This is a genomic window from Qipengyuania algicida, from assembly GCF_009828025.1.
In the GTDB taxonomy this organism is placed as follows: domain Bacteria; phylum Pseudomonadota; class Alphaproteobacteria; order Sphingomonadales; family Sphingomonadaceae; genus Qipengyuania; species Qipengyuania algicida.
On the sequence record NZ_WTYA01000001.1, the window covers coordinates 20,007 to 43,578 of the forward strand.

Annotated in this window: 29 protein-coding genes and 1 pseudogene; 18 read left to right on the forward strand and 12 right to left on the reverse strand. The window is 61.1% G+C overall.

Translation table 11 applies throughout. The features are described from left to right. Window positions 1-9 precede the first annotated feature (9 nt). Genes GRI58_RS00140 through ruvX form a run of 3 tightly spaced genes read left to right on the forward strand, consistent with a single transcriptional unit; the run spans window position 10 to window position 2,754 of the window. Window positions 10-1,134: an AI-2E family transporter gene (locus tag GRI58_RS00140; RefSeq protein WP_160751545.1), complete on the forward strand. Its 1,125-nt coding sequence runs from the start codon at window positions 10-12 to the stop codon at window positions 1,132-1,134. Further along, a complete protein-coding gene (locus GRI58_RS00145; protein ID WP_337190851.1) occupies window positions 1,100-2,290 on the forward strand; it encodes a DUF3089 domain-containing protein in 1,191 nt (396 codons plus the stop codon). The genes GRI58_RS00140 and GRI58_RS00145 overlap by 35 nt, the downstream gene beginning before the upstream one ends. Continuing rightward, window positions 2,269-2,754, forward strand: coding sequence for a Holliday junction resolvase RuvX (ruvX, locus tag GRI58_RS00150; RefSeq protein ID WP_160751546.1), 486 nt, complete (start codon window positions 2,269-2,271; stop codon window positions 2,752-2,754). The genes GRI58_RS00145 and ruvX overlap by 22 nt, the downstream gene beginning before the upstream one ends. Window positions 2,755-2,772: 18 nt before the next feature. On the opposite strand, the gene GRI58_RS00155 is transcribed toward ruvX, so the two are convergent. The 5 genes from GRI58_RS00155 to GRI58_RS15370 all read right to left on the reverse strand — a co-directional run bounded on the left by GRI58_RS00155 (window position 2,773) and on the right by GRI58_RS15370 (window position 4,789). Next, on the reverse strand, window positions 2,773-2,979 hold the full coding sequence (locus tag GRI58_RS00155) for a hypothetical protein (RefSeq protein ID WP_160751547.1): 207 nt from the start codon (window positions 2,977-2,979) through the stop codon (window positions 2,773-2,775). Then, on the reverse strand, window positions 2,960-3,664 hold the full coding sequence (locus tag GRI58_RS00160) for a transposase (RefSeq protein ID WP_160751548.1): 705 nt from the start codon (window positions 3,662-3,664) through the stop codon (window positions 2,960-2,962). The genes GRI58_RS00155 and GRI58_RS00160 overlap by 20 nt, the downstream gene beginning before the upstream one ends. After that, window positions 3,652-4,161, reverse strand: coding sequence for a hypothetical protein (locus tag GRI58_RS00165; RefSeq protein WP_160751549.1), 510 nt, complete (start codon window positions 4,159-4,161; stop codon window positions 3,652-3,654). The genes GRI58_RS00160 and GRI58_RS00165 overlap by 13 nt, the downstream gene beginning before the upstream one ends. A 108-nt stretch (window positions 4,162-4,269) precedes the next feature. Further along, entirely contained in the window at window positions 4,270-4,635 is a 366-nt protein-coding gene (locus GRI58_RS00170; RefSeq protein WP_160751550.1) for a hypothetical protein, read from the reverse strand. Window positions 4,636-4,645: 10 nt separating this feature from the next. Continuing rightward, complete coding sequence (locus GRI58_RS15370; RefSeq protein WP_202386716.1) at window positions 4,646-4,789, reverse strand: hypothetical protein; 144 nt, start codon at window positions 4,787-4,789, stop codon at window positions 4,646-4,648. A gap of 149 nt (window positions 4,790-4,938) precedes the next feature. Between GRI58_RS15370 and GRI58_RS00175 the strand changes: the two genes are divergently transcribed. Next, entirely contained in the window at window positions 4,939-5,397 is a 459-nt protein-coding gene (locus tag GRI58_RS00175) for a PaaI family thioesterase (RefSeq protein ID WP_160751551.1), read from the forward strand. Beyond that, window positions 5,390-5,806, forward strand: coding sequence for a PaaI family thioesterase (locus GRI58_RS00180; protein WP_337190852.1), 417 nt, complete (start codon window positions 5,390-5,392; stop codon window positions 5,804-5,806). The genes GRI58_RS00175 and GRI58_RS00180 overlap by 8 nt, the downstream gene beginning before the upstream one ends. Here the strand turns inward: GRI58_RS00180 and GRI58_RS00185 are convergent. The 3 genes from GRI58_RS00185 to cobS form a co-directional block, all read right to left on the reverse strand. After that, window positions 5,803-8,016, reverse strand: a complete 2,214-nt coding sequence (locus tag GRI58_RS00185) for a transglycosylase domain-containing protein (protein ID WP_160751552.1) — start codon at window positions 8,014-8,016, stop codon at window positions 5,803-5,805. The two genes, GRI58_RS00180 and GRI58_RS00185, sit on opposite strands and share 4 nt — an antisense overlap. Before the next feature lie 123 nt (window positions 8,017-8,139). Next, window positions 8,140-8,769, reverse strand: coding sequence for a hypothetical protein (locus tag GRI58_RS00190; RefSeq protein WP_160751553.1), 630 nt, complete (start codon window positions 8,767-8,769; stop codon window positions 8,140-8,142). 213 nt (window positions 8,770-8,982) lie between these two features. Next, a complete protein-coding gene (cobS, locus tag GRI58_RS00195; protein WP_160751554.1) occupies window positions 8,983-9,975 on the reverse strand; it encodes a cobaltochelatase subunit CobS in 993 nt (330 codons plus the stop codon). A gap of 55 nt (window positions 9,976-10,030) precedes the next feature. Here cobS and GRI58_RS00200 point away from each other — a divergent pair, with 55 nt between their 5' ends. After that, a complete protein-coding gene (locus GRI58_RS00200) occupies window positions 10,031-10,876 on the forward strand; it encodes an oxygenase MpaB family protein (RefSeq protein WP_160751555.1) in 846 nt (281 codons plus the stop codon). A gap of 618 nt (window positions 10,877-11,494) precedes the next feature. After that, a pseudogene (locus GRI58_RS15890) lies at window positions 11,495-11,605 on the forward strand (PEPxxWA-CTERM sorting domain-containing protein); the annotation flags it as partial. 195 nt (window positions 11,606-11,800) lie between these two features. Here GRI58_RS15890 and pstS read toward each other — a convergent pair. Then, window positions 11,801-12,823: a phosphate ABC transporter substrate-binding protein PstS gene (gene pstS / locus GRI58_RS00210; protein WP_202386718.1), complete on the reverse strand. Its 1,023-nt coding sequence runs from the start codon at window positions 12,821-12,823 to the stop codon at window positions 11,801-11,803. Between the two features lie 255 nt (window positions 12,824-13,078). Between pstS and GRI58_RS00215 the strand changes: the two genes are divergently transcribed. After that, complete coding sequence (locus GRI58_RS00215; protein ID WP_160751557.1) at window positions 13,079-14,353, forward strand: hypothetical protein; 1,275 nt, start codon at window positions 13,079-13,081, stop codon at window positions 14,351-14,353. A gap of 149 nt (window positions 14,354-14,502) precedes the next feature. On the opposite strand, the gene GRI58_RS00220 is transcribed toward GRI58_RS00215, so the two are convergent. After that, the gene (locus GRI58_RS00220) at window positions 14,503-15,468 is read right to left on the reverse strand and encodes a GGDEF domain-containing protein (RefSeq protein ID WP_160751558.1); all 966 of its coding nucleotides are present in this window, start codon (window positions 15,466-15,468) and stop codon (window positions 14,503-14,505) included. 154 nt (window positions 15,469-15,622) lie between these two features. Then, the gene (locus GRI58_RS00225; protein WP_160751559.1) at window positions 15,623-16,321 is read right to left on the reverse strand and encodes a winged helix-turn-helix transcriptional regulator; all 699 of its coding nucleotides are present in this window, start codon (window positions 16,319-16,321) and stop codon (window positions 15,623-15,625) included. Between the two features lie 158 nt (window positions 16,322-16,479). On the opposite strand from GRI58_RS00225, the gene GRI58_RS00230 reads away from it, so the two are divergent. From GRI58_RS00230 to GRI58_RS00255, 6 genes are all read left to right on the forward strand, one after another. Then, window positions 16,480-16,848 carry a DUF1428 domain-containing protein gene (locus GRI58_RS00230; RefSeq protein ID WP_160751560.1) on the forward strand — a complete coding sequence of 123 codons (369 nt, stop codon included), beginning with the start codon at window positions 16,480-16,482 and terminating at the stop codon, window positions 16,846-16,848. 1 nt (window position 16,849) lies between these two features. After that, on the forward strand, window positions 16,850-17,653 hold the full coding sequence (locus GRI58_RS00235; protein WP_160751561.1) for a VOC family protein: 804 nt from the start codon (window positions 16,850-16,852) through the stop codon (window positions 17,651-17,653). Window positions 17,654-17,664: 11 nt separating this feature from the next. Continuing rightward, window positions 17,665-18,294 (forward strand): glutathione S-transferase family protein, encoded by a 630-nt coding sequence (locus GRI58_RS00240; protein WP_160751562.1) that lies wholly within the window; start codon window positions 17,665-17,667, stop codon window positions 18,292-18,294. A 68-nt stretch (window positions 18,295-18,362) separates the two neighbouring features. Beyond that, the gene (locus GRI58_RS00245; RefSeq protein WP_160751563.1) at window positions 18,363-19,037 is read left to right on the forward strand and encodes a dihydrofolate reductase family protein; all 675 of its coding nucleotides are present in this window, start codon (window positions 18,363-18,365) and stop codon (window positions 19,035-19,037) included. Beyond that, window positions 19,037-19,675, forward strand: coding sequence for a glutathione S-transferase family protein (locus GRI58_RS00250; protein ID WP_202386719.1), 639 nt, complete (start codon window positions 19,037-19,039; stop codon window positions 19,673-19,675). Before GRI58_RS00245 ends, GRI58_RS00250 begins: the two co-directional genes overlap by 1 nt. 52 nt (window positions 19,676-19,727) lie before the next feature. Continuing rightward, on the forward strand, window positions 19,728-20,207 hold the full coding sequence (locus GRI58_RS00255) for a GFA family protein (RefSeq protein ID WP_160751564.1): 480 nt from the start codon (window positions 19,728-19,730) through the stop codon (window positions 20,205-20,207). A 36-nt stretch (window positions 20,208-20,243) separates the two neighbouring features. Here GRI58_RS00255 and GRI58_RS00260 read toward each other — a convergent pair whose 3' ends face one another. After that, window positions 20,244-20,837: a J domain-containing protein gene (locus tag GRI58_RS00260; RefSeq protein WP_160751951.1), complete on the reverse strand. Its 594-nt coding sequence runs from the start codon at window positions 20,835-20,837 to the stop codon at window positions 20,244-20,246. 59 nt (window positions 20,838-20,896) lie between these two features. Here GRI58_RS00260 and GRI58_RS00265 point away from each other — a divergent pair, with 59 nt between their 5' ends. Genes GRI58_RS00265 through GRI58_RS00280 form a run of 4 tightly spaced genes read left to right on the forward strand, consistent with a single transcriptional unit; the run spans window position 20,897 to window position 23,572 of the window. After that, complete coding sequence (locus GRI58_RS00265) at window positions 20,897-21,169, forward strand: BolA family protein (RefSeq protein WP_160751565.1); 273 nt, start codon at window positions 20,897-20,899, stop codon at window positions 21,167-21,169. After that, entirely contained in the window at window positions 21,166-21,882 is a 717-nt protein-coding gene (locus tag GRI58_RS00270; protein WP_160751566.1) for a glutathione S-transferase, read from the forward strand. Before GRI58_RS00265 ends, GRI58_RS00270 begins: the two co-directional genes overlap by 4 nt. Then, window positions 21,879-22,760 (forward strand): pirin family protein, encoded by an 882-nt coding sequence (locus GRI58_RS00275; protein ID WP_160751567.1) that lies wholly within the window; start codon window positions 21,879-21,881, stop codon window positions 22,758-22,760. The genes GRI58_RS00270 and GRI58_RS00275 overlap by 4 nt, the downstream gene beginning before the upstream one ends. Next, a complete protein-coding gene (locus GRI58_RS00280) occupies window positions 22,757-23,572 on the forward strand; it encodes an SDR family NAD(P)-dependent oxidoreductase (protein WP_160751568.1) in 816 nt (271 codons plus the stop codon). The genes GRI58_RS00275 and GRI58_RS00280 overlap by 4 nt, the downstream gene beginning before the upstream one ends.

Genomic DNA, 23,572 nt, shown 5'->3' on the forward strand with positions numbered 1-23,572 from the left:
GGAGCGTGGATGAGCAAGCAGGACGAAGACAAACCTGACGATCATTCGGCGGACGCCGGACCGGGATCGCGCCCTCTGGGGTACAGTCCGTCGATGATCTCCGATCCGCGCCTGCGGTACGAATTCGCCCGCGCGATGATCTGGACTGCCACCGTTGGTGCGGTGGTGCTCGCAGTCACGATTGCACGCCCCCTGCTGGTGATCTTCGGGGGCATGGTCTTCGCCGCGATGATCGATGGCGGTGCGCGCCTGCTCGGCCGTATCCTGCCGATCGCGCGCGGATGGCGCGTTGCCATCGTGCTTGTTCTCACGGTGCTGTTCTTCGCCTGGCTCGGCTATTTCGCCGGTTCCACCGTATCGCAGCAAGCCGCGCAATTTCCCTCGGTCATCGAAACACAGTTGAACCGCCTCGTCGATTGGGCGCAGACTCAGGGCTTCGACATCAGTCAGGCACAATTGTCGAAGTATGCCGGTGGCATCACGAGTGGCATAGGCACGGTGACGCGCGCGCTGACCGGTGCGGTGGGGGCGATCACAACGGTGGTCCTGATCGCGATCATCGGGGTCTATGTGGCTTTGGAGCCGCAACTTTACGAGCGTGGGATCGCGTGGATCCTGCCGCAGGGTCAGCGCGAGGAATTCTACAAGACCGCCAGCGACATGGCCTATACGCTGCGGCGGTTGATGGCCGGACGACTGGTGGGCATGGCGGTCGAGGCGCTGTTCACTTACGTCCTGCTGGTCATCATCGGCGTGCCAATGGCTGCCCTGCTGGCGATCCTTACCGGATTGTTCGCGTTCATTCCCAATCTAGGCGCGATCATCTCGGGCGCGTTAATGGCGCTGGTGGGCTTTTCAGTCGGCGTCGACACCGGCCTCTACACCATCGGCGTCTACCTGCTGGTGCAGAATTTCGATGGCTATGTGGTGATCCCGATGATCGCCAAGAAGACGGTCGATCTCGCCCCAGCGCTGGTGCTTGCGATGCAGCTCATCATGGGCCTGCTGTTCGGCGTGCTCGGGCTTTTCCTGGCCGATCCGGCGGTGGCGATGCTCAAGGTCGCGCTTGAACGGCGTGCGGAGCACAACCAGAGCGAGGATGAAGCACGCGCAGCGGCAGGCCATGGCGCGTAAGTTTCTCTACATTATTGCCGGGATCACCGTTCTCATCCTGATCGGTGCCATCTCGCTGGCGATCTGGTCACGGCAAGCGACCGAGATTGCATTCGTGCCCCGCACGCCCTTCGTCGAGCAGACGCCGCTGGCCAACAACGCCTATTCCGATCCGGCAATGTGGTACTCGCGCCCCGGCATGGGAACCAATGATCCCGCACGCTACGAACCGGCGATCGAGGCCAAGGATGGCACCATCCATCCCGGCCAGCCGGCCGATCCTTCCAGCACACCGCGCTTCGCCGTGTTCTTTGTCCACCCGACCAGCTATCTACCGCTCGCGCTGTCGGAAAAAGCCAACTGGAACGACACGCTGAACGATCCAGTGTCCGAAGCGCGGGCGCGGCTTTATCTCAGGGGCATGGCCAGCGCATTCAACCGCGCCGACGAGATCTGGGCACCGAAATACAGGCAAGCCGCTGTCGGTGCATTCCTGACCGACAAGCCCGAAGCACAAAAAGCCATCGACGCCGCCTATGGCGACGTGCGCGAGGCGTTTCGCTATTTCGTCGCGAGCGTACCCAAGGATGAGCCGATCGTGCTCGCCGGACACAGCCAGGGCGCACTGCACATCCTGCATCTGCTGCGCAGCGAAATCGCAGGGGCACCGCTCCAGAAACGCATCATCGCCGTTTATGCGATCGGCTGGCCAATCTCGGTCGAGCACGATTTGCCCGCGCTCCCGATGCCCGCTTGTGCTGCGCCTTCGCAAACGGGTTGCGTTGTCACATGGTCGAGCTTTGCCGAGGATGCCGATCCGACGATGTTGATGACGCGCTACGCCGCCACCCCCGGCTTCGATGGCAAACCGCGCGGCGACGGTCCGATCCTTTGCGTCAATCCACTGACCGGCAGCGTCAACGGCTCCGCCCCGGCGAGTGCCAATCTCGGCACCCTCGTTCCCAGTGCTGATCTTTCGAGCGGAAAGCTGGTGGCAGGTGCCGTGCCCGCCCAATGCAACGCGCAGGGCCTGTTGATGATCGGATCACCGCCAGAAATGGGCCAGGGGGTCCTGCCGGGTAACAATTACCACGTTTACGATATCCCACTGTTCTGGCGGAACCTGCAACAGGATGTCGTGCGCCGGGCCAAGGCATGGACGAACGCGCAATCGTAACCGACGACGCGCGCGCCTTTGGCGAAGCTTTGCCCGATGGCGGAGCCTTGCTGGCGCTGGACGTCGGCACCAAGACGATCGGTATTGCGACTTGCGATGCTGGCTGGCGCTTTGCGACGGCGGGAACGACCCTGCCACGCGGCAAGTTCGGGGCCGACCGCGCGAAGCTGGGCGAACTGGTCCGGGCGCGGGGGATCACGGGACTGGTCATCGGCCTGCCGCGCAACATGGACGGCAGCGAAGGTCCGCGCGCGCAGGCCAGCCGCGCCTATGCCCGCAATTGTGCCGAAGCGCTAAAATTGCCGGTGCTGCTGTGGGACGAACGCTGGTCGACGCTCAGCGCGGAAAGCGCAATGATCGGGCAGGACATGAGCCGCGCCAAACGCGCCGAACGGATCGACAGCCACGCCGCTGCGGTGATCCTGCAAGCGGCAATCGACCGGCTGGCGGGCTCGGCCTTCTGATCCTGCGACGGTGGGCGTTCAGGCCGCCTTGCTCCGCTTGAGCCGGGCTTCTGCCGCTACCAGCCGACTTCCCGAACGCTCCGCCTTACGCCACAGTTCGTCACGCCCCGCTTCATCGAGCAGTATCGCCCGCGCTTCGAGACTGGCCAGGCGCAGGCGATCGCTCGGGTGGTGCCGACCGAAATGCTGAGCCAGGTCGAGCGCCTCATCCCCGCCCAGCCCCACGGCACAGCGCAGGAAGGTTTCGGTCGAGGTAGGATTGAGCACCCCCGTAATCGCGCCGGTGCCCAGATCGAAGCCATATTGGTCGATCCACGCCTCCCTCGGATCGCTGCGCACGATGATGAGCGAGACCGACATGGAACGCGGGCAATTGCGCATGGACATCCACATGCGCGCGATAAAGCATCAGCTTGCCTTCACTGAGCGCGCAGCGCTCGATGAAGCGCAGCGCCGGTCGCTCTCCGCGATAGCCGATGGTCTCAGCGTGGTCATATTCGTAATAATCGCTTTCATACCCTGGCCCGAAATAACCCACTGTCAGGAAGCTGAAATTGTGGTCATGCGGCAGCCCGTAAACGAAGCTGCGCGCGCCGCTGACCTGAAAGCAGGCGTCGTTCTCGCTGGGCCAGATGTTGGCGCGGATGAGGTGCCCGCCGGGTAAACGCGCCAGCATGATCGCCTGCGCTCCATAGGCACTCGTTTCGCCGATTTCCCGGTGGCGCTCGCGCAGTCCCTCGACAAGCATATCGCCAAGAAACGCCCGATTGTTGCCGAGCCGCCTTAGCGCCAGTGCCGCAGTGGCGTGGCTGCGCTCGTCCGCCGGATCGAAGCCCTCCCCGCCAAGCATCGCCACAGTTTCCGCGACATCGGCAACACCGCTATCGGCGCAATCGATCAAGCGAGGCATGGCTGCCACTCGCGACGTGTCCGGCCGGGATGCTCAACGACCAATTGCCGATGAAGCTTTGCTGCAGGCATCGCCAGGGCATCGCCGACCCTGCCCGACAGCTCCTCCAGCGCCGCCAAGCCCACCGCGCTGTCGAGCGCAAGCGCATTGCGCAGCGCCTGCCAGCGCAAATGCTCATTGCCCTCCCCGCTCGCGATCTGTGCCAAAGGTCCGGCGGCATCGCGACGCCCCATCCTGCCGAGCAAGGCCATCGCCATTTCATCCCTGCTGTCACGGCGATTGCCGCTCGCACGGTGAAGCAGGCGCCCGTCGGCAAGGGCAAATTCTCGCGTTGGCCCAGGGCATTGCGGTGAACGCGTCAGCCGGAGCATCGCCAGATACCCGTCGACCCCATCGATCAGCCGGGAACTCGCGTGATCGAACTCCATTGGGCGATCCTGCTCGAAGACCATTTCCCGCATGTGCAGGACCGCCCCGTCGTGCCGTTCGCCAGACATCGTCGCGACGCGCCCCCTGCCCGATCCGGCAAGACAAATTTCATGGCGCTCCTCATCGGAGAAGGCAATGCTGGACGATGCCGCCCGGCCTCAAAACGCAGCACCATATTAATCCATCAGAGACAGCGATGCCTGTCCCGCGCGCATCAGCTCCAGCACACAAACGCCATGTGCAAACTGGTGGCGCAACGGAACATGGGCGAGCGGATGGCCGCGCAAGGCCTGACCCATCGTGACGAACAAAGGTGCCAACACACGCGTCGCAGCTGTGGTCGAAGTCAGGCATTCTGCCAGAGCGGCACAATCCCGAAGATCGGCTCCCCGTCCATAGTCATGCAATTCAGCGAGCAGCTGCGCGACCTGAGGCGATTTTCGCCATTGGTCACGCAGCTGCTCCACCACAGCTTGCGCAGAGTCGATTGCGTCGGCCTGCGACCGAGCCGGAGCGCGATCCCTGCGCATGATGCGTGGCATCCGGATAGGCTTACGAAACTTCGTAAAGGTAGGTCATGACCACGAGCACGCGATCGTACAGCGATGCTCCGACCGCTTGCGACAGGCTTCCGAACAGGCCTTGTGCTGTATCGAGGCCGGGAAGGCTGTCGAGAACGATGGATGGCAGTTGCATTGAATTCCCGCTGCATTGGATTTGCATGTTGGTGTTACGATCCGCGTTTGACCCTTGCGTCTCCCGCCCACCCCAATTGGCTGAGGGAAACCACGGATTGAAATTAAAACATTGTCATCGCGGAAATGGCTCGGCAAAGCTTTGCCCTGATGCCCGATGAACCCATCCCTTTCGATCCTGCACTCGCCGCACCTTTGCTGGGCAAGGGTTCGCACAACGGCTGGCTTGGTTTGCGATATCGCGATCATGGCGAAGACTGGGTCGAGCTGGAGTTGCCCTGGCGCGCGGACTTGCTGGGCGAAGAGGAAGAGGAAGTGCTCGCCTCCGGCCCGATCATCAGCCTGATGGACATGGCCAGCGGGTTATCGATCTGGACCCGCAAGAAGCTTTTCCAGCCGATCGCGACGCTGGACCTCAGGGTCGATTACCTGCGTGGCTCAAAACCCCGAGCGAGCGTGTTCGGACGAGTGCAGTGCTATCACCTTGGTCATTCTGCGGCGTTCGTGCGCGGTATCGCGCATGACGGGGACGCCGATGATCCGGTCGCGCATATGCAGGGCGTGTTCATGACTATCGCCACCGACCCGAGGAACTTTGCCCGTGGCTGAAATCAACGCGGCGAGCGGACAACTGACGCCTTACGCCCATTCGCTTGGCATTGCGGTCGACCGGGTGGAAGGCGGCGTGCCGGTACTGGTCGTGGATTTCAGCAACGCCGTCGAGGGACGTCCCGGAGCGCTGCACGGCGGCGCGATCAGCGGGTTGCTGGAAACCGCAGGCTATGCGGCCTTACGCGGCGAGCTTGACCGGATCGAACGCAAGGCCCGGTTGAAACCGATCAATATCACGGTCGAATTCCTGAGCGCGGGCAAACCACGCCAGACTTTCTCCAAGGCCCGCATCACCAAGCTGGGACGCCGCACCGCCAATCTGGTGGTCGAGGCCTGGCAGGTCAATCGCGACCGGCCGATTGCGAGCGCAGTGATGAACGTCATGGTGAAGGACGAAGAGCCCTAATTCTGCGGTTGGTCGGAAGTCTGTCCGCTACGCTGCTGCAACTGTTGTTCGATCTTTTGCCGCGCCGAATTGATCTGGTCGCGCAGCTGTTTGAGATTCTTTCCGTCGACACCCAGCGTATCGCGATCGAGACGGATTTCGCCGCCCGGCAGGTTGAGCGTCGCCCCATTATCATCGACACGCACATGCGTCCTGTCGCCAAGATCGATGACGTGTCCGGATTCAGCGTCCGAAGGCGTGCCGAGATCGGGATCGACATTGTCCGGCAATTCGAGTGGAGGCGGCGCAGCGCGCTGAAGGCGAAGGGCGCGCATCATGAAATTGTGCCAGATACGCGCCGGGATCGTGCCGCCGGAAACCCGGCCCAGCGGGGTGTTGTCGTCGCGCCCGACCCACACGCCTACCACCAGCCCTCCGGCATAGCCCACAAACAGTGCGTCGCGGTTGTCCTGCGTGGTGCCGGTCTTGCCGTAATTGGCGATCGGCAGCGTCGCCGCACGCCCAGTGCCGGAATTCACGACATTGCGGAGCATCTCCTGCATCTCGTCATGCGTGCGGGTCGAAAGGCTTTTCGGGCCATTCCACATCCGCTGCCAGAAACCTTTCTCGGGCTGCGAAATAGCGTGGGGGTGGACCGGGAACTGGTTGCCCGCGACCCCGGCATAGGCGGCAGTCAGCTCCAGCAAATTCATCGTGGAGGTGCCCAGCGCGAGGCTCGGATCGCCCTTGGCCAGCGGCGTGGTGATGCCGAGGTCGCGCGCGGTGCGGATCACCGCATCGTCGCCGACCTTGCCCATCAGGCGGACCGCAGCGACGTTGCTCGAAACAGTCAGCGCCTGTTTCAGGGTAATGGACTTGGAATAGTGCCCGTCGGCGTTCTTGGGCTGATAGCTCCCCGTGGTGATCGGCTCATTGGATATAGTATCGTCGGGCGACCACCCGTTGCGCAGCGCGGCGAGATAGACGAACAGCTTGAAGGTCGATCCCGGCTGGCGCATCGCCTGCACCGCGCGATTGTAAGGCGTCTTGTCGTAATCGGTGCCGCCGATCATCGCCACCACATCCCCGTTGGGCCGCATCGCCACCAGCGCCACCTGAGCGCCCTTGAGCGGGGCGCTGCGCGTCACATCACGCGCGATCGACTGGAGCCTGCTGTCGAGCGTCGTGGTGATCGTTTGCCGAGTGTAAGGATTGCCCTCTGTCTGGGACCGCGCCTGCGGCATCGCCCAGTCGGCGAAATAAGACCCGCTCGGCAGATCGCGCTGCTCGTGAAGGTCGAGCTTTGGATCAGGAGCGCGAGACTGTACCTTGGTGATATAACCCTGCTCGGCCATGGCTTTGAGCACCAGCCGCATCCGCGCGGCGGCCCTGCCGTAATGGCGCGCCGGGTTGAGCCGCGATGGTGCCTGGACCAGCCCTGCCAGCATTGCCGCCTGCGTTCTCGTCAGCCGCTCGGGAGGGCGACTGAAATAGTGTTCGCTGGCTGCCCGCAAGCCATAGACGTTGTCGCCGAAATAGGCGTTGGAGAGATAGCGTTCGAGAATCTGGTTCTTGGTCAGCCACGCCTCCAGCCAGAAGGCAATCAGCATCTCGCGGCCCTTGCGCGTCAGGCTGCGTTCGGGCGTCAGGAATGTAAACTTCGCGAGCTGCTGGGTTATCGTGCTGCCGCCCTGCTCCATCCCGCCGGTGGCGTTGGAGAATGCGGCGCGCGCTATGCCTCTCGGGTCGATGCCCCAGTGATGATAGAACCGCCGGTCCTCGATCGCGATGAAGGCTTCGGGGACATAGGCGGGCAAGGTCGCGATCCGCACCGGCGAATCGGTGATCGCACCGTTGCGCGCGATTGGGGTGCCATCGGCAGCGGTCAGCGTGATCTGGGGCGGGACGATCGGCTGCAGCGACTTGCTGAGCGGCGCAGTCATCGCCAGCCAGCCGACGAGCATGATGAACAGCGCCAGCATCGCGGCGACGACGCGAACGGTCCACCACAGCTTGCCGCGGCCGCGCCAGTATGACCGATGCCACCAGCGCTGCCTTGCGCGCTGATCGCGATCAAGATGCCGGTCCACCGCATCGAGCCGCGCGTCCCATTCGTCGTAATCCGGCCCTTCGAACCGGTCGTGCAGCGCAAAATATCCGGAGTGACCGCCTGCGCCGTCACTTTCGGAATCGCGCTTGCGACGCGAAGAGTTGAAAAACGGGATGCCCATGCAAGACTGTATTAACGTACCAACACAGCCTTGCATAGAGCCCTGAAGATGAATTGCAGCTGTCAGTCCGGGTTGCGAAGAGCGCGGGAGGTGGAGGCCGGAGGAACCGCGCTCTTCGCAGTTTCAGACGAAGCTGGGCCGAGCGCGACGCGATCCGCGCAGCAAGCCACCCATCGCCCCGAAGCCGATGATCATCATCGCCCACACCCCGAGTTCAGGGACGGCGGTGAATGCCTGAATCTCCGACACCGAATAGTAATTGTCCCCGCCGGTTGCCGTGAAGCGGAACCGGCTGGTGGTGATCGGTGCGAGCATCCCGCTGTCACGAGTGGTCAAGCCGAAGCCACCCACTGCACCGATCGCGAAGGCATTCTGCCACGCTGATCCGTCCCAGTATTCGAGCAGATAGCTGTCATTGTTGTCCGCCTGCACCTTGAACTGGTCGACAACCACCGCGCTGAGCAAGTCGATTACGTAGCTGACTGGCGATGCGTTGACGCTCGGGTCTTCGTCCCACCAGAAGCTCCCATTGTTCCACTGCTGGCTCTCCGCCTCGAAACTTCCATCGATCGGGGCGTTCACGTTCGAGATGGATGAGCCCGGTCCCCAAGGCGACCCGGCGCGCAATGTGCCCGAATTGCCCGTGACCGTAACCGAACTGATGTTTCCGGCTATGACATTGGTCGCTGCCGCAGCAGGCAAGGCTGCACTCAGCAAGCCTGCGGCGCAGGCGAGTTTTACGATTGGCTGCATGATAAATCTTCCGCACAAGAGTAATTGCGGGGAAAAGCGCTTGCTATTCCCGGTCGAGACTTTTTTGCGGCGATCCGATTGCTAAAGAAATGCGCCAGGCACAGGACTGTAGCAAAGCATATGCGCTGGAAGGATGGTTAAAAAGGGATGAACAGATTCTCTGTATTTACAACTGTTTCAATAATAGACAGTCGTTATTACAGTTAACAAAATCTATTTCTTACTAACAACGCTCTCAGGCAAATCTGTCCCGAAAACACGCTGGTAATATTCGGCCACCAGCATCCTCTCTTCCTCGTCGCACTTGTTGAGGAAGCTGAGTCGGAACGCGAAGCCGACGTCGTTGAAGATGGCATAGTTCTGCGCCCAGGTGATGACGGTACGCGGGCTCATCACAGTCGAGATGTCGCCGTTGATGAAGCCCTGCCGCGAGAGATCGGCCACCTTGATCATATTGGCAATCACTGCCGTGTCGGTGTCGGGGTTCTTCGCTTCCACGATCGACTGTTCGGTCTCGGCTGGCAGATAGTTCAGGCCAACAACGATATTCCAGCGGTCCATCTGGCCCTGGTTGATAGCCTGTGTGCCGTGATAGAGCCCGCTGGTGTCACCCAAGCCAACCGTATTTGCGGTCGCGAACAGGCGGAAATTCGGATCGGGGCGGATCACGCGGTTCTGGTCAAGCAGGGTCAGCTTGCCTTGCTGTTCGAGCACGCGCTGGATCACGAACATCACGTCCGGTCGACCCGCATCATATTCGTCGAACACCAAGGCGACGGGATGCTGGAGCGCCCAGGGCAGCAAGCCTTCGCGGAATTCGGTCACCTGCAAGCCGTCGCGCAGCACGATCGCATCGCGCCCGACCAGATCGATACGGCTGATATGAGCATCGAGATTGATGCGGATGCACGGCCAGTTCAGGCGAGCGGCCACCTGTTCGATATGGGTCGACTTGCCGGTGCCATGATACCCCTGGATCATCACCCGTCGGTCATGCGCAAATCCGGCGAGGATCGCGAGCGTGGTGTCCGGATCGAAGACGTAGGATTCGTCGAGATCGGGCACGCGCTGGTCAGCCTTGGAGAAGGCTGGCACTTTCCAGTCCACGTCGATGCCGAAAACCTCGCGAACCGATACCTCGATATCGGGAGCAGGGAGAACGGTTTTGGCGGAGGCTTCGAAGGTCTTGTCGGTCATATCAGTCATATTGCCTGTGGGCCTAAGGGTTTCTCCGGCGCGCGCCAAGCCTATATTGGCTTTCATGCCACCAACCGACCCTGTCGAATCGATCAGGCAGATGCTGGTCCACCGCGTGCGCGGAGTGTTCAACGATCTCGAGAGCGGCGAGCAACCGATCCCGCCTTCGGACGAGGCCTTGTTCGAGCGCGATTCGCCGATCCGCATGGTCCACGCCGATGTCGTCAGCATGATGGTTGGCGGGGTTCGGAGCCTGCTGTTGCAGATGCTCCACCCACACGCGCTGCAAGGCGTGCTCGATCATTCCAATTTCCGCGAGGATATGCAGGGGCGGTTGCGACGCACCGCCAAGTTCATTTCGGTGACGACATTTGGCCATCGCGACGACGCCGAGGCCGCTATCGAAAGGGTCAATCGTATCCATGGCGCTGTCACCGGCACATTGCCCGATGGCACACCCTATTCCGCGCGCGACCCGCGCGTGCTCGCGTGGGTCCATGTGGTCGAGGCGACCAGCTTCCTTGCCGCCTATCTGCGTCATGTCCGGCCCGATATGCCCGGTCACGAGCAAGACGAATATTATCGGCAGTTCGCGGTAATCGCTCAGGCGCTGGGGGCCAATCCGGTTCCGCTCGACCGGCGCGAGGCGGAGTCGATCTTTCGCGAATTGCGCAAGGATCTCAGCGCCCGGCCCGAAGCGCGTGAAGTCGCCCGGCTGGTGCTCGATCAGCGCCCAGCCGGACCAGCTGGCGTGGCGCAGGCTGTGCTGGGCGCGGAGGCGGTAACCGCCCTGCCCTCTTTCGCGCGCGCCATGCTCGGGCTGGAACGACCGCGCTTCGGCGCATTGCCCGCGAGAGCCGCCACCTGGGGAATGGGCAAAAGCCTGCGCTGGGCATTCCGCCAAAGTTGATCGCCCACACAAAATTGGTGCGATCGACCAAGTATCCTGACAACAATATCCAGTTCTCTTTTTGAAAATAACGTCCCATTATGGGGCGGTTTAATTATATGTTTACTATACCTGCGTCTTTTTGCCTGCCCACTCCGTACGACAATAGGTCATTGATTTTCGATGATTAAGCGTTTGAAACAGGAGATGGGTATGAAGAAGTTCGCACTTAGCGTCGGAATAGCAATGATTTTGGCTGGATCGCCTGCAGCAGCAGCGGACTACGCCTTCGATTTCTCCGGCACCAATTTATTTGGCGGTCAGCCCCTTTCCGGATCGGGAACGCTGACAACTGACGACATGACCGTACAGCGCAACGGGCGCGATGCGCAAAAGATCATCGGCATCACCGGGACTTATAATGGGTCAGCTATTACTGGCCTTAATCCGACGATTTTCGGTGCGGACAATTTCTATTATCTCACCGGACAGTTTGTCAGCGGAAACGGTCTGGGCTTCAACACCGCCGCCGGGACAAACGGCAATCTGTTTGCCACTGTGCTGGACCAGTACCGGGTGAACACAGTCAATCCATTCCAGTCAGGATTCGTGAAGGCCAATTCCTCGATGGTTACGGCAGGTGCGGTGCCGGAACCGGCCACCTGGGCGATGATGCTGGTTGGGATCGGAATGCTGGGTTATGGCATGCGTCGTCGCGCAAAGGCCAATCTGACCCCATCCTACGCCTAAGGGCACCACGCCTGTCCACCGACACGCGAGGTGACAGGGTTGAAAGGGCCGCTCGCCACATGGCGGGCTGCCCCTTCATCGTCGAGCGTTCCACCAACCTTCGCCAGGGCTTTCCGGCGGCGCATTGAAAAAGTGGCATTCCGGCGAACAGGAACCCGTCCGCCGGAATGCCATCGTCATTAAATCCCGCGCAACTTACTTGATGTTGGCGTCCATATAGGTTTCGATCTTCTTCACCAGATCATCGGGCAGCGGCACGTAATCCAGATCCTGTGCTTTCTTCTGACCGTTTTCGAACGCCCAGCGGAAGAACTTGAGCGCCGCCTTGCTCGCCGCTTCCTTCTTCGGCTGCTTGTACATCAGCACGAAAGTCGAGGCGGTGATCGGGTACGCCTGAGCACCCGGAGCGTTGGTCATGACCAGTGCGAAATCCTTTGACGGATCCCACTGAGCGCTGGCCGCCGCAGCCTGGAAGCTGGCGATGCTAGGCGCGACATAGTTGCCCGCAGCGTTCTGCACATAAACCCAAGACATGTTGTTCTGGACGACATAGGCGAACTCGACATAGCCGATCGAATTCTTGATCTGGTTGACGTAGGCGGCGACGCCTTCATTGCCCTTGCCGCCAACGCCGCTCGGCCATGAAACCGAAGTGCCCTCGCCTGGACCGGCTTTCCAGCTCGGGCTGACCTGGCTCAGGTAATGGGTGAAGTTGAAGGTGGTGCCGGAGGCGTCCGAACGATGGACCACGTTGATCGTGGCATCGGGAAGCGTCAGTCCAGGGTTGGCTTTCTCGAGCGCAGGATCGTTCCACTTCTTGATCTTGCCGGCAAAGATGTCGGCAAGCAGCGCTGCGGGAAGCTTGATCTGGCCCTTGGAGATACCTGCGATGTTCACCACCGGAACCACGCCGCCGATGACAACCGGGAACTGTGCAAGGCCGGCCTGGGCCAGCTCATCGGGCTGAAGCGGCTTGTCGGTCGCGCCGAAATCGACGGTCCCGGCCTTGATCTGGGCGATACCGCCACCCGAACCGATCGACTGGTAGTTGATCTGGACGCTTTCCGACTTCGAGTAATCCGCCGCCCATGCGGACAGCACGGGATAGACGAAAGTGGACCCTGCCCCGGTCACCTTCTGCGTGCTTCCGGCAGTAGGTTGAGATGTAGCACCCGTATCGTTGGCCTTCTGGCACCCGGCGAGTGTGAGAGCAGCCATGGCGGCTACGACAGCAAGCTTTTTCAAATTTTCCTCCATTGAAAGGCAAGCGGTGCCCTACGAGCGATCCGGGACGGTTTAATGACTATTATGTGACGTTTGAATGACAATCACCGGAAACGAACCAGCCTTTCATTTTCGTCATATAGGAGTCGCAGAAACGTCATATTACTTGCTTAGCTGACCCCTCGACCAAGCAACCACTGATTGACGGGGTGTATTGTGAAGCGATCTATTTTTCTTGCTGCACTATTGGTGTCGACAGCGGCTTCTGGTCCGGCTTTCGCACAGGATACGGGCGAGACTTCGACCCAGGCCGAAATCAGGAAGCTGCAGGAGCAATTGCAAGCGATGCAGGCTCGCCTCCAGCAGCTCGAGGAAGCCCAGAAGCAACGCGATGCGGTGGCGGCCCAGGCGCAGGCTCCGGCAAGCGAATCGCCGCAACTGGCGACGGCTTCACCGGTTGCAACGGCGCCCGCCGCACCGATGGTTGCCAGCGCCTCCCAAGCGCGGAAAAGCTCCGACACCCCCGCATGGATCAGGAACACCAAGATCAGCGGCAAGGCCTATCTCAACCTGAGTTCGATCAACCAGAAGTCGGATGGGCTCGATACCGCGCAGAACGGCACGCAGGTCGATCTCAAGCGCTTCTACCTGTCGGTCGATCACCAGTTCGACAAAGTGTTCTCGGCCAATCTCACGACCGACGTCCGCTACGGCAGCCACGGAGTCTCGAACGATACCCTCGTTTACGTGAAAAAAGCTTATCTTCAGGCCAAGCTGTCACCTGCATTTGTCGTCCGGGTCGGTGCGGCAGACCTGCCTTGGGTGCCCTTCGTCGAAGGCATCTATGGCTATCGCTACGTCGAAAACGTCATGATCGACCGGACGAAATACGGCACATCTTCCGACTATGGCGTCCATATCGGCGGAACCTTTGGCAATGGGCTGGTGTCTTACGCCGTGTCCGCCATCGATGGCCTGGGATACAAGACCCGCAGTCGCAATTCCGATACGCTCGATCTGTCGGGCCGCATCAGCGTGGAGCCGGTCAAAAATGTCGTGCTCGCGGTCGGCGGTTACACCGGCAAGCTCGGCAAGAGCGTCGGCGGCCAGCCCGACACGCTGCATCAGGCAACCCGCTTCGATGCTCTGGCGGCCTACACCGGCTCGCGCATACGCCTTGGCGCGGAATATTTCGAAGCGCACAACTGGAACAATGTAACTTCGACAGCGGCCGACAAATCGTCTGGCTGGTCGGTGTTCGGGTCTTATGCCTTTACGCCCCGGATCAGCGCTTTCGGGCGCTACGACTGGGTGAACCCCAACCAGTATACGAACCCAGCCGCGAAGGAGAATTACTTCAACGCCGGGCTCAGCTATGCGGTGGTCGATGGCGTCGATCTGGCGCTGGTCTACAAGCGCGATGCTGCCGACAACGCGTATGTCCCGACATCCAACGGAGTGATCGGCGGCGTCAATCACGGCACCTACGACGAATTCGGAATCTGGTCGCAGATCAAGTTCTGATCGGCATGAACTGAACGCTGGCGGTTAGCCAAGCCGCCGCTGCGGACAGCGGATCACTCCAGACCGGACGTGCTCAGGCCCCGAAAGGGCCGGACAGCGCGGCTGGTCGGTTCGACTGTTCATATGCGATTGCCGGTCGTCAATCTGCACTATCCCGCGTCGACAATCACCATGTTGCGCCCCGCGCGCTTGGCGTCATAGGCACGCAAATCCGCGATACGGATCGTACTGTCGGCGTTGTCCGATTTGCCGCTGACACCTGCGGAGAACGTCATCGCGCGCATCGGCGGATCATTGGCACGCAGGGTGAATTGGGACTTGGCCAGCGCTAGCCGCGCGTTGTCGACGATCTTGCCCAGCGCCTCGGCCGCTGGATCCTGCGAGAGAACGAGAAACTCTTCCCCACCCCAGCGAGCAACGTCGCAATTTGCCAGTGTTTCCGAAAGGCAGCGCGCCACGTGCCGCAAGGCGCGATCGCCGACATCGTGACCGTAATCGTCGTTGATGGCCTTGAAATGGTCGATATCGATGATCGCGACGGAATAGTCCGCGCCTTGGGAATCGAGGGCATCGAGGACGTTGCGGATCGCCCGGCGGTTGCTGAGCCCGGTCAGATCGTCGGTTTCGGCTTTGCGCTTCGTCAGTTCGAGCTCCTCGCGCAGCTTGGCCACATCTGCGCTCGCCGCATTGAGATCGCGCTCGGCCTGGTCGGTACGCATGAGAATGGTACGCAGGCTCTCCGCAAGCTGATCGGCGGTCGGATTTTCTCGGATAGCTGCGCCTTGTTGCGCCAGATCGCGCCCGAAGTCCTGCGTGATGCGTGAGGTTGCCATGGCCGCTTCAACGATAGAGGCGACGACGCGGGCCGTTTCCCGTTCCTGATGGCGCGACGCTTCCAGCGCCTGATCGCCACGCGAACGGTAGCCCGTACTCTCTGCGATTCTATCCGCCTCTTCCTGAGTCAGCCGCATTCCGTCAGCGGCAAATTCATCGACAGCGCGCACCACGGCAGGATTCGTCTCGGTCACATAATGATAAGCGAGACGATAATTCGCTGGAGTCGGTTCGAGACTGTTTTTCTTGAGGAAAGACAGCGCAGCCTGACCTTCGTTCATTGTACTCGCCATCAGTAGATCCAACGTCCTTAACACCCCCAGCCCAATCCCTGTCCGGGATGGTACGGGAAGGCGACCTCCAACTTCGAGAATAACCGGAAATTCTGGCTGAATCGTTATAAAAACGGGAAATATCTGCGGCGTTGCAAAGCCATCAAATGCGGATCAGCTTGGCGGGCAGTTCGAAAATATCGGCAAAGCGCAGCGCAAGGTCCCGGTCGCCCTCAATGCGCAGCGCGCCCTCATCTTCCAGTTCCTCCATCGGCAATTTGGCGTAGAATATCCCGGCCAGAACGGGTGCCTCTGGCGCATGGAAGATCGCCTCACCCTTTGGTTCGTCAACACGCCGAATTGGCAGCTTTCCGTCCGCCATCTCAGCGAGGAAGGCCTCTCCGGCGAGAACGAAACCGATCCGCGCACGCATACCGGCAGCCTTGGCGGGATCGAACATCGTCCGCAGCGACAGCATCAACGAAACCGGCGAGAGCGGTAGCATCGGATTATGCCCAGCCGATTGCGCCGCCCATCGCCCCAGTTCCTGGATCGCAGGCTCAGCGGCATAGCCCCACTCGGTCAGTTCGTAGACGCGCGAGGCCGCTGGTGGCGGCAAGGTCTTGCGGATCAGCACGCCCGCCTCCGCCAGAGTACCCAGCCTTTCGGTCAGCACCTTGGCGGAAATTCCGGGCAGGCTTGCCCGAAGGTCGGAAAACCGCCGCGCACCGAGCATCAGCTCCCTCACGATAAGCAGCGACCAACGCTCGCCCACAAGCTCCATCGCAAAAGCCGTCCCACAAGCATCGGCGTACCAGCGACCATGGAGATTGGATGCTTTAGTTTCTTTTAGTAACTTCATTGTTGCCTTTGGTAACTCAAGCTGTCATCACAATCAAGGCTGAGGGCACGCGGCGAGTCGCGAGTTTGGTATAAGATGCGCCTTGACCGACCAGCTCGGCGCGTTCGACTGCCATCCGGACAACAAGGCCAGACAACAAGGATTGAGGGAGACTTGCCATGTATGTGAATGGTTTCATCGTACCCGTCCCGGCTGAAAACAAGGATGCCTACCGTGAGGTGGCGGAGAAATTCTGGCCGATTGCGCGCGACTATGGCTGCATCGGACACGTCGAAGCTTGGGAAGCGGACGTGAAGGATGGCAAGCACACCGATTTTCGTCGCGCTGTCGATCTCAAGGCCGGCGAAAAGGTCGTGTTCAGCTGGATGAGCTGGCCCGACAAGGCCACTGCCGACGCGGCGCACGAAAAAATGATGACCGACCCGCGCATGGAAACATTCGGCGCGCCCGATGGCAGCGATATGCCATTCGATGGCAAGCGTATGATCATGGGCGGCTTCGAAGTCATCGTTCAGAAAGAGGCGTGACATGGCGGACAATGACGATCGCGGTGCGTTCATCTGGTACGAGCTGATGACCACCGATGCCGACGGCGCGAGCGCGTTCTACAAATCCGTGGTGGGTTGGGACATCGCCGCACAGCCAAGCGGCGATTCCGATATGGATTATCGCATGATCACCCGCTCCGACGGAGGCTTTGCCGGTGGGGTGCTGAACCTGACGCGCGAGATGTGCGACAACGGCGCACGGGCTGGCTGGCTGGGCTATATCCATGTGCCGGATGTCGATGCCGCGATAGCTACGCTGGGCAAGGCGGGCGGATCGGTGCAAATGCCGCCGGTCGATATGGAGGGCGTCGGGCGGATGGCGATGGTCGCCGATCCGCAAGGCGCGGTATTCTATCTCATGGCCCCCTCTCCACCGCCGGACGATCCGGACGCGAAAAGCGACGTGTTCGACTACGAAAAGGCGCAGCATTTCCGCTGGAACGAGCTGTGGACCACCGATCAGGATGCCGCCGTTTCACTCTATACCGGCCTCTTCGGCTGGACGCAGGAGGGTGCAATGCCGATGGGGGCGATGGGCGATTATCTGTTTATCCAGCAAAACGGCGGCGGGATCGGCGCCATCGGCAAGGCGCAACCGGGCGGCGAAGGATCGCGCTGGCAGTATTTCGTCGGAGTCGATGATATCGATCGCGCCTGCAAGGCAGTGACCGATAGCGGCGGTCAGCTGCTCGGCGAACCGCAGCAAATTCCGGGCGGCGAATACAGTGTTTACGCGCATGATCCGCAAGGCGCGTCGATCGGCCTCGTCGGCCCGCGCAAGTGAGGGGACAAGCAATGGCGGAATACACGTTCTACACCAATCCGATGAGCCGCGGGCAGATCGTGCGCTGGGCGCTGCATGAAGCAGGTGCGGATTACGATACCGTGCTGGTCGATTGGGCGGACAAACCCTCCGAATTCGTCGCTACCAATCCGATGGCCAAGGTGCCCACGCTGGTCCACCACCACGGCGGCCATGACCACACCATCACCGAATGCGCCGCGATCTGCCATTACCTCGCGGAAATGACCGCGAACGACCTGCTCCCGCGCAAGGAGGAGAAGGCGGATTATTTCCGCTACCTGTTCTTCGCCGCAGGGCCAGTCGAGCAGGCCGTTACCAGCCGTGCGATGGGCTGGAGCGTCGACGATCCGCAGAAGCAGGGAATGCTCGGCTTCGGCAGTTACGAACGAGCGATGGACGTTTTCGACGGGATGCTCTCGAACCGCGATTTCGTCTGCGGCGACCGCTTCACCATGGCGGACGTCTATGTCGGCAGCCAGGTCGACTGGGGTCTGAGTTTCGGTTCGATGCCCGAACGCGCCAGCTTCACCGCTTATGCCGAGCGCGTTCGCACCCGCGATGCCTACAAGGCGGCCAAGGCAATCGACATGCAGCTGATCGCGGAGAAGCAGGATGACTGACGGCAAGCTCGCCACCTTGCTGTGGTTCGACGGCGAAGCTGACAAAACGCAGCACGAAAGGCGCTGATATGACACGCAAGATCATCGCCGCTTCTTTCATCTCGCTCGACGGGGTGGTTCAAGCACCCGGCGGGCCAAGCGAAGACACAACCGTCGGCTTCGACGAAGGCGGCTGGCTCTTCCGCATGTGGGACGACGGCGTGGAAGACACGCTCGGCGCGCTGTTCGGGCGCGAGTACGATCTGCTGCTCGGCCGCCGAACATATGACATCTTCGCCGCCTACTGGCCCTATGTCGAAGGCGAGGAAGCGGCGATGGGCGAGGCTTTCACCAAGGCCAGCAAATATGTCCTGACGCGCGGCGGGTCCTCGCTCGATTGGGAGAACACCCATCGCCTGTCGAATATCGAGGATGTCGCGAAACTCAGGCAGGGCGATGGCCCGGATCTCATCATCCAGGGATCCAGCACGCTGTACCCCGCCCTGCTCGCCGAAGGTCTGATCGACGAGCTGACGCTGCTGATCTATCCGGTCATTATCGGCAAGGGCAAACGGCTGTTTGGCGACGGAACCGTGCCCGCAGCGTTGCGAATGACATTTCATCGCGTAACCGGGAAGGGCACGATCATCGCAACCTATGAACGGGGAGGTGCCATACCACCGCTACCCGATTTCGCGCCCGCCCCTGCCACCAGCGCGAGAGAAATGGAGCGGCAGCGCAAGATGACAGTAGGCACATGGTGATGCTCACACTCTACGGACATCCGTTCTCTTCTTACACATGGAAGGCACTGATCCCGCTCTATGCCAATGGGACAGAGTTCGAATTCCGAGAAATCATGCCGGGAGACGAGTTCATCGCCAAGGCCCATCCGGCAGGCAAGTTCCCGGTGCTGATCGATGGCAAGACTGAAGTCTTCGAGGCGACCGCAATCGTCGAATATCTCGCTGTCCATCATCCCGGCACGGCAGCGCTGATCCCCGCCGATCCGGGCGAAGCCGTGGTCGCACGGATGATGGATCGGTTCTTCGACAATTACGTGATGAATGTTGGCCAGCTGGTGGTGAACGCCTATATCGCCGACGCTCAATCGCCCGATCCAATGCAGGTCAAAGCGGGCAAGGACGGCCTTTTGCGCAGCTATGGCTGGCTTGAAAATTGGCTGTCGAACAACAGCCTGCCACCGCATGTCAGCCTCGTAACCTGCGCGGCGGCGCCGTCACTTTTCTACGCCGACTGGATCGAGCGCATTCCCGCGGACTGTCTCCGTGTCGCCTCGTTGCGCGCGGAAATTCTCGCGCTGCCAGCCGTTGCGCGGTGTGTCGACGATGCTCGACCCTATCGCCACTATTTCCCTCTGGGCGCACCCGATCGCGATTGACCTCACAATTTGTTCCTGTATTGTTCCGACCCTATTTAAACAGGAACATAACATGACGACACATGAGGGCGGCTGCGACTGCGGCAAGGTTCGCTATCGGCTGCAAACCGATCCGATCATCGTACACTGTTGCCATTGCAGCTGGTGTCAGCGCGAGAGTGGTGCGGCCTTCGCGCTCAACGCCGTGATCGAAACAGACCGGATCGAACTGCTGGGCGAAGCGCCCGAGCGGACCGATCTACCCTCTGCCAGCGGCAAAGGTCAGACGGTGCTGCACTGCCCCAGTTGCAAGGTCGCCTTGTGGAGCCATTTTGGCGGCGCTGGCGAAAAGGCTGGTTTCATCCGGGTCGGGACCCTCGACAATCCCGACGCCTGCCCGCCCGACGTGCATATCTTCACCGCCACCAAGCAATCGTGGGTCGTCCTGCCGGAAGGCGCGGAGGCGTTCGATACGTTCTATTCAGGTGAGGATGCCGCGAGGATCTATGGAGCCGAAAGCGGTGCCCGCTGGCAAGCCATGATGGGCGGTTGAGCAGGAAGGAAATTGGGCTGCGGCAATGCGAAAGGATTACCCGATCGCGTTGCTCTTGCGCAGCAGTTGGTACGCTTCGACCACGCGCGTCAGCCGCGCCTCATGGCTGCGGTCCCCGCCATTGCGATCGGGGTGGTAGCGTCGCACCAGCTCAGAGTAGCGCCGCCGCAGCTTCCTGCGGTCGGTATCGCTGCCCAGCCCCATGACTTCCAGCGCGCTGGCCTCCTCTCGGCTGAAGCGGCCTTCCATCGCTATTTCTGCTTCGCGCTGGGTGCGGTTCTTGATCCCGCGAGCACGAGCGGAAATCGCGTCGAGCGGATCGTCGAAGTCGGCCCAACGCGGCATGCCGTCCACGCCTGCCGTGGACCGGAAGCTGGGACTTTCGGTGCGCCAGCCCGCTCCGGGCGCCTGCGCGTGATAGATTTCCTCGGCGCTCATACCCTCGAACCAATCGTAGCCGGAATTGAATTCGCGCACATGTTCCAGGCAAAACCAGCGCCAGTCGCCCGGTCCGTCGAAGCTGCTGCCATTGCTGCCCGGAGCACGGAATTCTCCCGGTTCGTTGCAACTGGGGTGCATGCATCGTCTGCCTTGGGATTCATACCGGCCATGAAACTTTGTCGGGCGCATTCGCATTAGGATGGGGAGGGAAACCGCGTTAGTGAAGGGCAAAGAAGGAGAATGACCGCATGACAGGACCCGTCCAGCAGGAAATGGAGCGGCTGTTGGCCGATGCATTTTCCCCCACGCGACTGGAAGTCATCAACGACAGCGCGCGCCATCACGGCCATGCCGGCGACGATGGCAGCGGCGAATCGCACTTCACCGTGGTCATCGAAGCGCCCGCCTTCGCCGACAAGAACCGTCTGGAGCGCCAGCGCATGGTCAACAAGGCGCTGGGCGACATCCCGGGTGAGCGCGTCCATGCGCTGGCCATTCAGGCTTCGGCACCAACACCATGAGCAAGAAACCATACCACCTCTGGTATTGGCCGAATATTCAAGGTCGCGGCGAATTCGTGCGACTGGCGCTGGAAGCCGCGGGCGTGCCCTATCGTGACCGCGCCCGAGAAGACGGTGTGGAAGCACTGCTTGCCGATATGGACAAGCGGCCCGGCATCAGGCCTTTCGCCCCGCCCTATGTCGACGATGGCAGCCTGACGCTTGGGCAGGTCGCTCACATCCTCGCATGGCTGGGCGAGCGTCATGGCTTTGGCGCCGGCGACTTGGATCGCGACCTTGAGCTGATCATGCTGCAATTGACCGTCAGCGATGTCGCAGCCGAGGTCCACAACGTGCATCATCCGCTTGCGGGCAGTCTCTACTACGATGATCAGAAGCACGCTGCCGCCGACGCGGCGAGGCATTTTCGAGAAGAGCGCATCCCGAAGTTTCTTGGCTATTTCGAGGATGCCCTGTCCGCCAATTCGGGGCCGTTCGTGCTGGGCGCAAAATGGAGCCACGTCGATACCTCTCTGTTCCAGCTGGTTGAAGGTTTGCGCTATATGTTTCCGCAGCGCATGGCCGAGGTTGAAGGCGATTATCCGTCGCTTGTCGCGTGCCATGATGCCGTGGCCGAGCTTGACGGGATCAAGGCCTATTGCGCATCCGACCGACGGATCGCGTTCAACACCGATGGGATTTTCCGCCACTATCCGGAGCTCGAAAACACATGAGCATCGAACTGACCGTTACCCCCGTTACCCATGACCTCGGCCAGTTTCAGGTCCGCCGAGCGATCCCATCTCGCGATCTGGCGATGGTCGGGCCGTTTATTTTCGTCGACCAATTCGGCCCTGCGCAGCTCGATTTGGGTAAGGGGATGGATGTGCGGCCGCATCCTCATATCAATCTCGCAACAGTCACATGGCTGTTCGAAGGGGCGATAGACCATCGCGACAGTATCGGAAGCTTCGCCACCATCCGTCCCGGACAGGTCAATCTGATGACCGCCGGGAGCGGCATCGTGCATTCGGAGCGCAGCCCCCAGACCGAGCGCGTTACCGGTCCGAAGCTTTATGGAATGCAGACATGGCTGGCGCTGCCCGACGGACGCGAAGAGATCGACCCCGCGTTCGAGGCAGTGGATGATCTACCGATAGTCGAGGATGGCTGCGCTAAGGCCAGGGTGATCATGGGGGAACTATGGGGCCACCGCGCACCCACTACTACCTATGCCGACACGATCTATGCTGAGATCATGCTGGCCGCAGGCGGCGCGATTCCGGTCGACGCCGAGGCGGACGAGCGCGCGGTTATGCTGGTGGGCGGCGAAGCGACTATCGATGGCACACCGCTCGGTCTGTACGAACTGACCCTGCTCAAGCCCGGCGATGCCATGACGCTGACTTCCGAAAATGGCGGACGGGTCATGCTGATGGGCGGTGAAGCCTTCGCCACCAAGCGCCATGTGTGGTGGAACTTCGTCAGTTCGGACAGAGAGCGGATCAATCAGGCCAAACGCGACTGGCGCGAAGGCCGGTTTGACATGGTCCCGGGCGACGACGAATTCATCCCCCTTCCTGAAGTTCCAAAAACGGTGAGCTACCCATGAGTTTCGAGCAAAAGACAGTCTGGATCACGGGCGCTTCCAGCGGCATCGGCGCGGCTTTGGCCCGCGAATGGGCATCGCGTGGAGCGCGGATCATCCTTTCGGGCCGCAGCGAGGAGCGACTGGCCGAAGTGGCCAGGGATCTCAACACGGAAACCTTGATCCTGCCCTTCGACGTGCGGGACGAGGATGCGTTGCAGGATGCCGCATCCAAAGCACTCGCATGGCACGGCGGCGTCGATGTATTCGTTGCCAATGCCGGGATTTCCCAGCGCAGTCCGGCCCTCGAAACGTCGATGCACGTTTATCGCGACATCATCGACGTCGATCTCACCGCGCAGATCGCCGCGAGCCAGGCGTTGATCGGGCACATGGCGACGCGCGGCAGCGGGCGACTGGTGTTCATCTCCTCCATCGCGGGCAAAGTCGGCGTACCGATGCGCACCGCCTATTGCGCCGCGAAATTCGGGCTGATCGGCTATGCCGATGCGCTGCGCGCAGAGCTGTCGCAGAGTGGAGTCGAGGTGCATGTCGTGTGCCCCGGCTCGGTCGCGACCGAGGTCAGCCGCAACGCCCTGACCGCCGATGGCACCGCGCGCGGGCGCAGCGACAAGGCAATCGACAACGGCATTCCGCCCGCCGATGCCGCCAAGGCCATCGTCGACGCCATTGCCCTCAACCAGCGTGAGATCGTGGTGGCGCGCGGCATGGAAGAGGCAATGGGCGAAATGCGCCGTACGCCCGATCAATTGCTGGATCAGGTCGCGGCCATGGTCGCGTCCGGCTACATGGAAAAAATGCAAGCGGAGGATTGA

Bases quoted from the DNA above. Each gene is read 5' to 3' on its own strand.
- GRI58_RS00140 (WP_160751545.1), top strand. From the start codon at position 10: ATGAGCAAGCAGGACGAAGACAAACCTGACGATCATTCGGCGGACGCC.
- GRI58_RS00190 (WP_160751553.1), bottom strand. From the start codon at position 8,769: ATGCAGCCAATCGTAAAACTCGCCTGCGCCGCAGGCTTGCTGAGTGCA.
- GRI58_RS00230 (WP_160751560.1), top strand. From the start codon at position 16,480: ATGTATGTGAATGGTTTCATCGTACCCGTCCCGGCTGAAAACAAGGAT.
- GRI58_RS00245 (WP_160751563.1), top strand. From the start codon at position 18,363: ATGACACGCAAGATCATCGCCGCTTCTTTCATCTCGCTCGACGGGGTG.
- GRI58_RS00235 (WP_160751561.1), top strand. From the start codon at position 16,850: ATGGCGGACAATGACGATCGCGGTGCGTTCATCTGGTACGAGCTGATG.
- ruvX (WP_160751546.1), top strand. From the start codon at position 2,269: ATGGACGAACGCGCAATCGTAACCGACGACGCGCGCGCCTTTGGCGAA.
- pstS (WP_202386718.1), bottom strand. From the start codon at position 12,823: ATGGCTGCTCTCACACTCGCCGGGTGCCAGAAGGCCAACGATACGGGT.
- GRI58_RS00275 (WP_160751567.1), top strand. From the start codon at position 21,879: ATGAGCATCGAACTGACCGTTACCCCCGTTACCCATGACCTCGGCCAG.
- GRI58_RS00260 (WP_160751951.1), bottom strand. From the start codon at position 20,837: ATGCGCCCGACAAAGTTTCATGGCCGGTATGAATCCCAAGGCAGACGA.
- GRI58_RS00225 (WP_160751559.1), bottom strand. From the start codon at position 16,321: ATGAAGTTACTAAAAGAAACTAAAGCATCCAATCTCCATGGTCGCTGG.
- GRI58_RS15370 (WP_202386716.1), bottom strand. From the start codon at position 4,789: ATGCAACTGCCATCCATCGTTCTCGACAGCCTTCCCGGCCTCGATACA.
- GRI58_RS00280 (WP_160751568.1), top strand. From the start codon at position 22,757: ATGAGTTTCGAGCAAAAGACAGTCTGGATCACGGGCGCTTCCAGCGGC.
- GRI58_RS00250 (WP_202386719.1), top strand. From the start codon at position 19,037: ATGCTCACACTCTACGGACATCCGTTCTCTTCTTACACATGGAAGGCA.
- GRI58_RS00145 (WP_337190851.1), top strand. From the start codon at position 1,100: ATGAAGCACGCGCAGCGGCAGGCCATGGCGCGTAAGTTTCTCTACATT.
- GRI58_RS00200 (WP_160751555.1), top strand. From the start codon at position 10,031: ATGCCACCAACCGACCCTGTCGAATCGATCAGGCAGATGCTGGTCCAC.
- GRI58_RS00175 (WP_160751551.1), top strand. From the start codon at position 4,939: ATGCCCGATGAACCCATCCCTTTCGATCCTGCACTCGCCGCACCTTTG.
- GRI58_RS00185 (WP_160751552.1), bottom strand. From the start codon at position 8,016: ATGGGCATCCCGTTTTTCAACTCTTCGCGTCGCAAGCGCGATTCCGAA.
- GRI58_RS00160 (WP_160751548.1), bottom strand. From the start codon at position 3,664: ATGCCTCGCTTGATCGATTGCGCCGATAGCGGTGTTGCCGATGTCGCG.
- GRI58_RS00220 (WP_160751558.1), bottom strand. From the start codon at position 15,468: ATGAACGAAGGTCAGGCTGCGCTGTCTTTCCTCAAGAAAAACAGTCTC.
- GRI58_RS00165 (WP_160751549.1), bottom strand. From the start codon at position 4,161: ATGTCTGGCGAACGGCACGACGGGGCGGTCCTGCACATGCGGGAAATG.
- cobS (WP_160751554.1), bottom strand. From the start codon at position 9,975: ATGACTGATATGACCGACAAGACCTTCGAAGCCTCCGCCAAAACCGTT.
- GRI58_RS00170 (WP_160751550.1), bottom strand. From the start codon at position 4,635: ATGCCACGCATCATGCGCAGGGATCGCGCTCCGGCTCGGTCGCAGGCC.
- GRI58_RS00270 (WP_160751566.1), top strand. From the start codon at position 21,166: ATGAGCAAGAAACCATACCACCTCTGGTATTGGCCGAATATTCAAGGT.
- GRI58_RS00265 (WP_160751565.1), top strand. From the start codon at position 20,897: ATGACAGGACCCGTCCAGCAGGAAATGGAGCGGCTGTTGGCCGATGCA.
- GRI58_RS00255 (WP_160751564.1), top strand. From the start codon at position 19,728: ATGACGACACATGAGGGCGGCTGCGACTGCGGCAAGGTTCGCTATCGG.
- GRI58_RS00240 (WP_160751562.1), top strand. From the start codon at position 17,665: ATGGCGGAATACACGTTCTACACCAATCCGATGAGCCGCGGGCAGATC.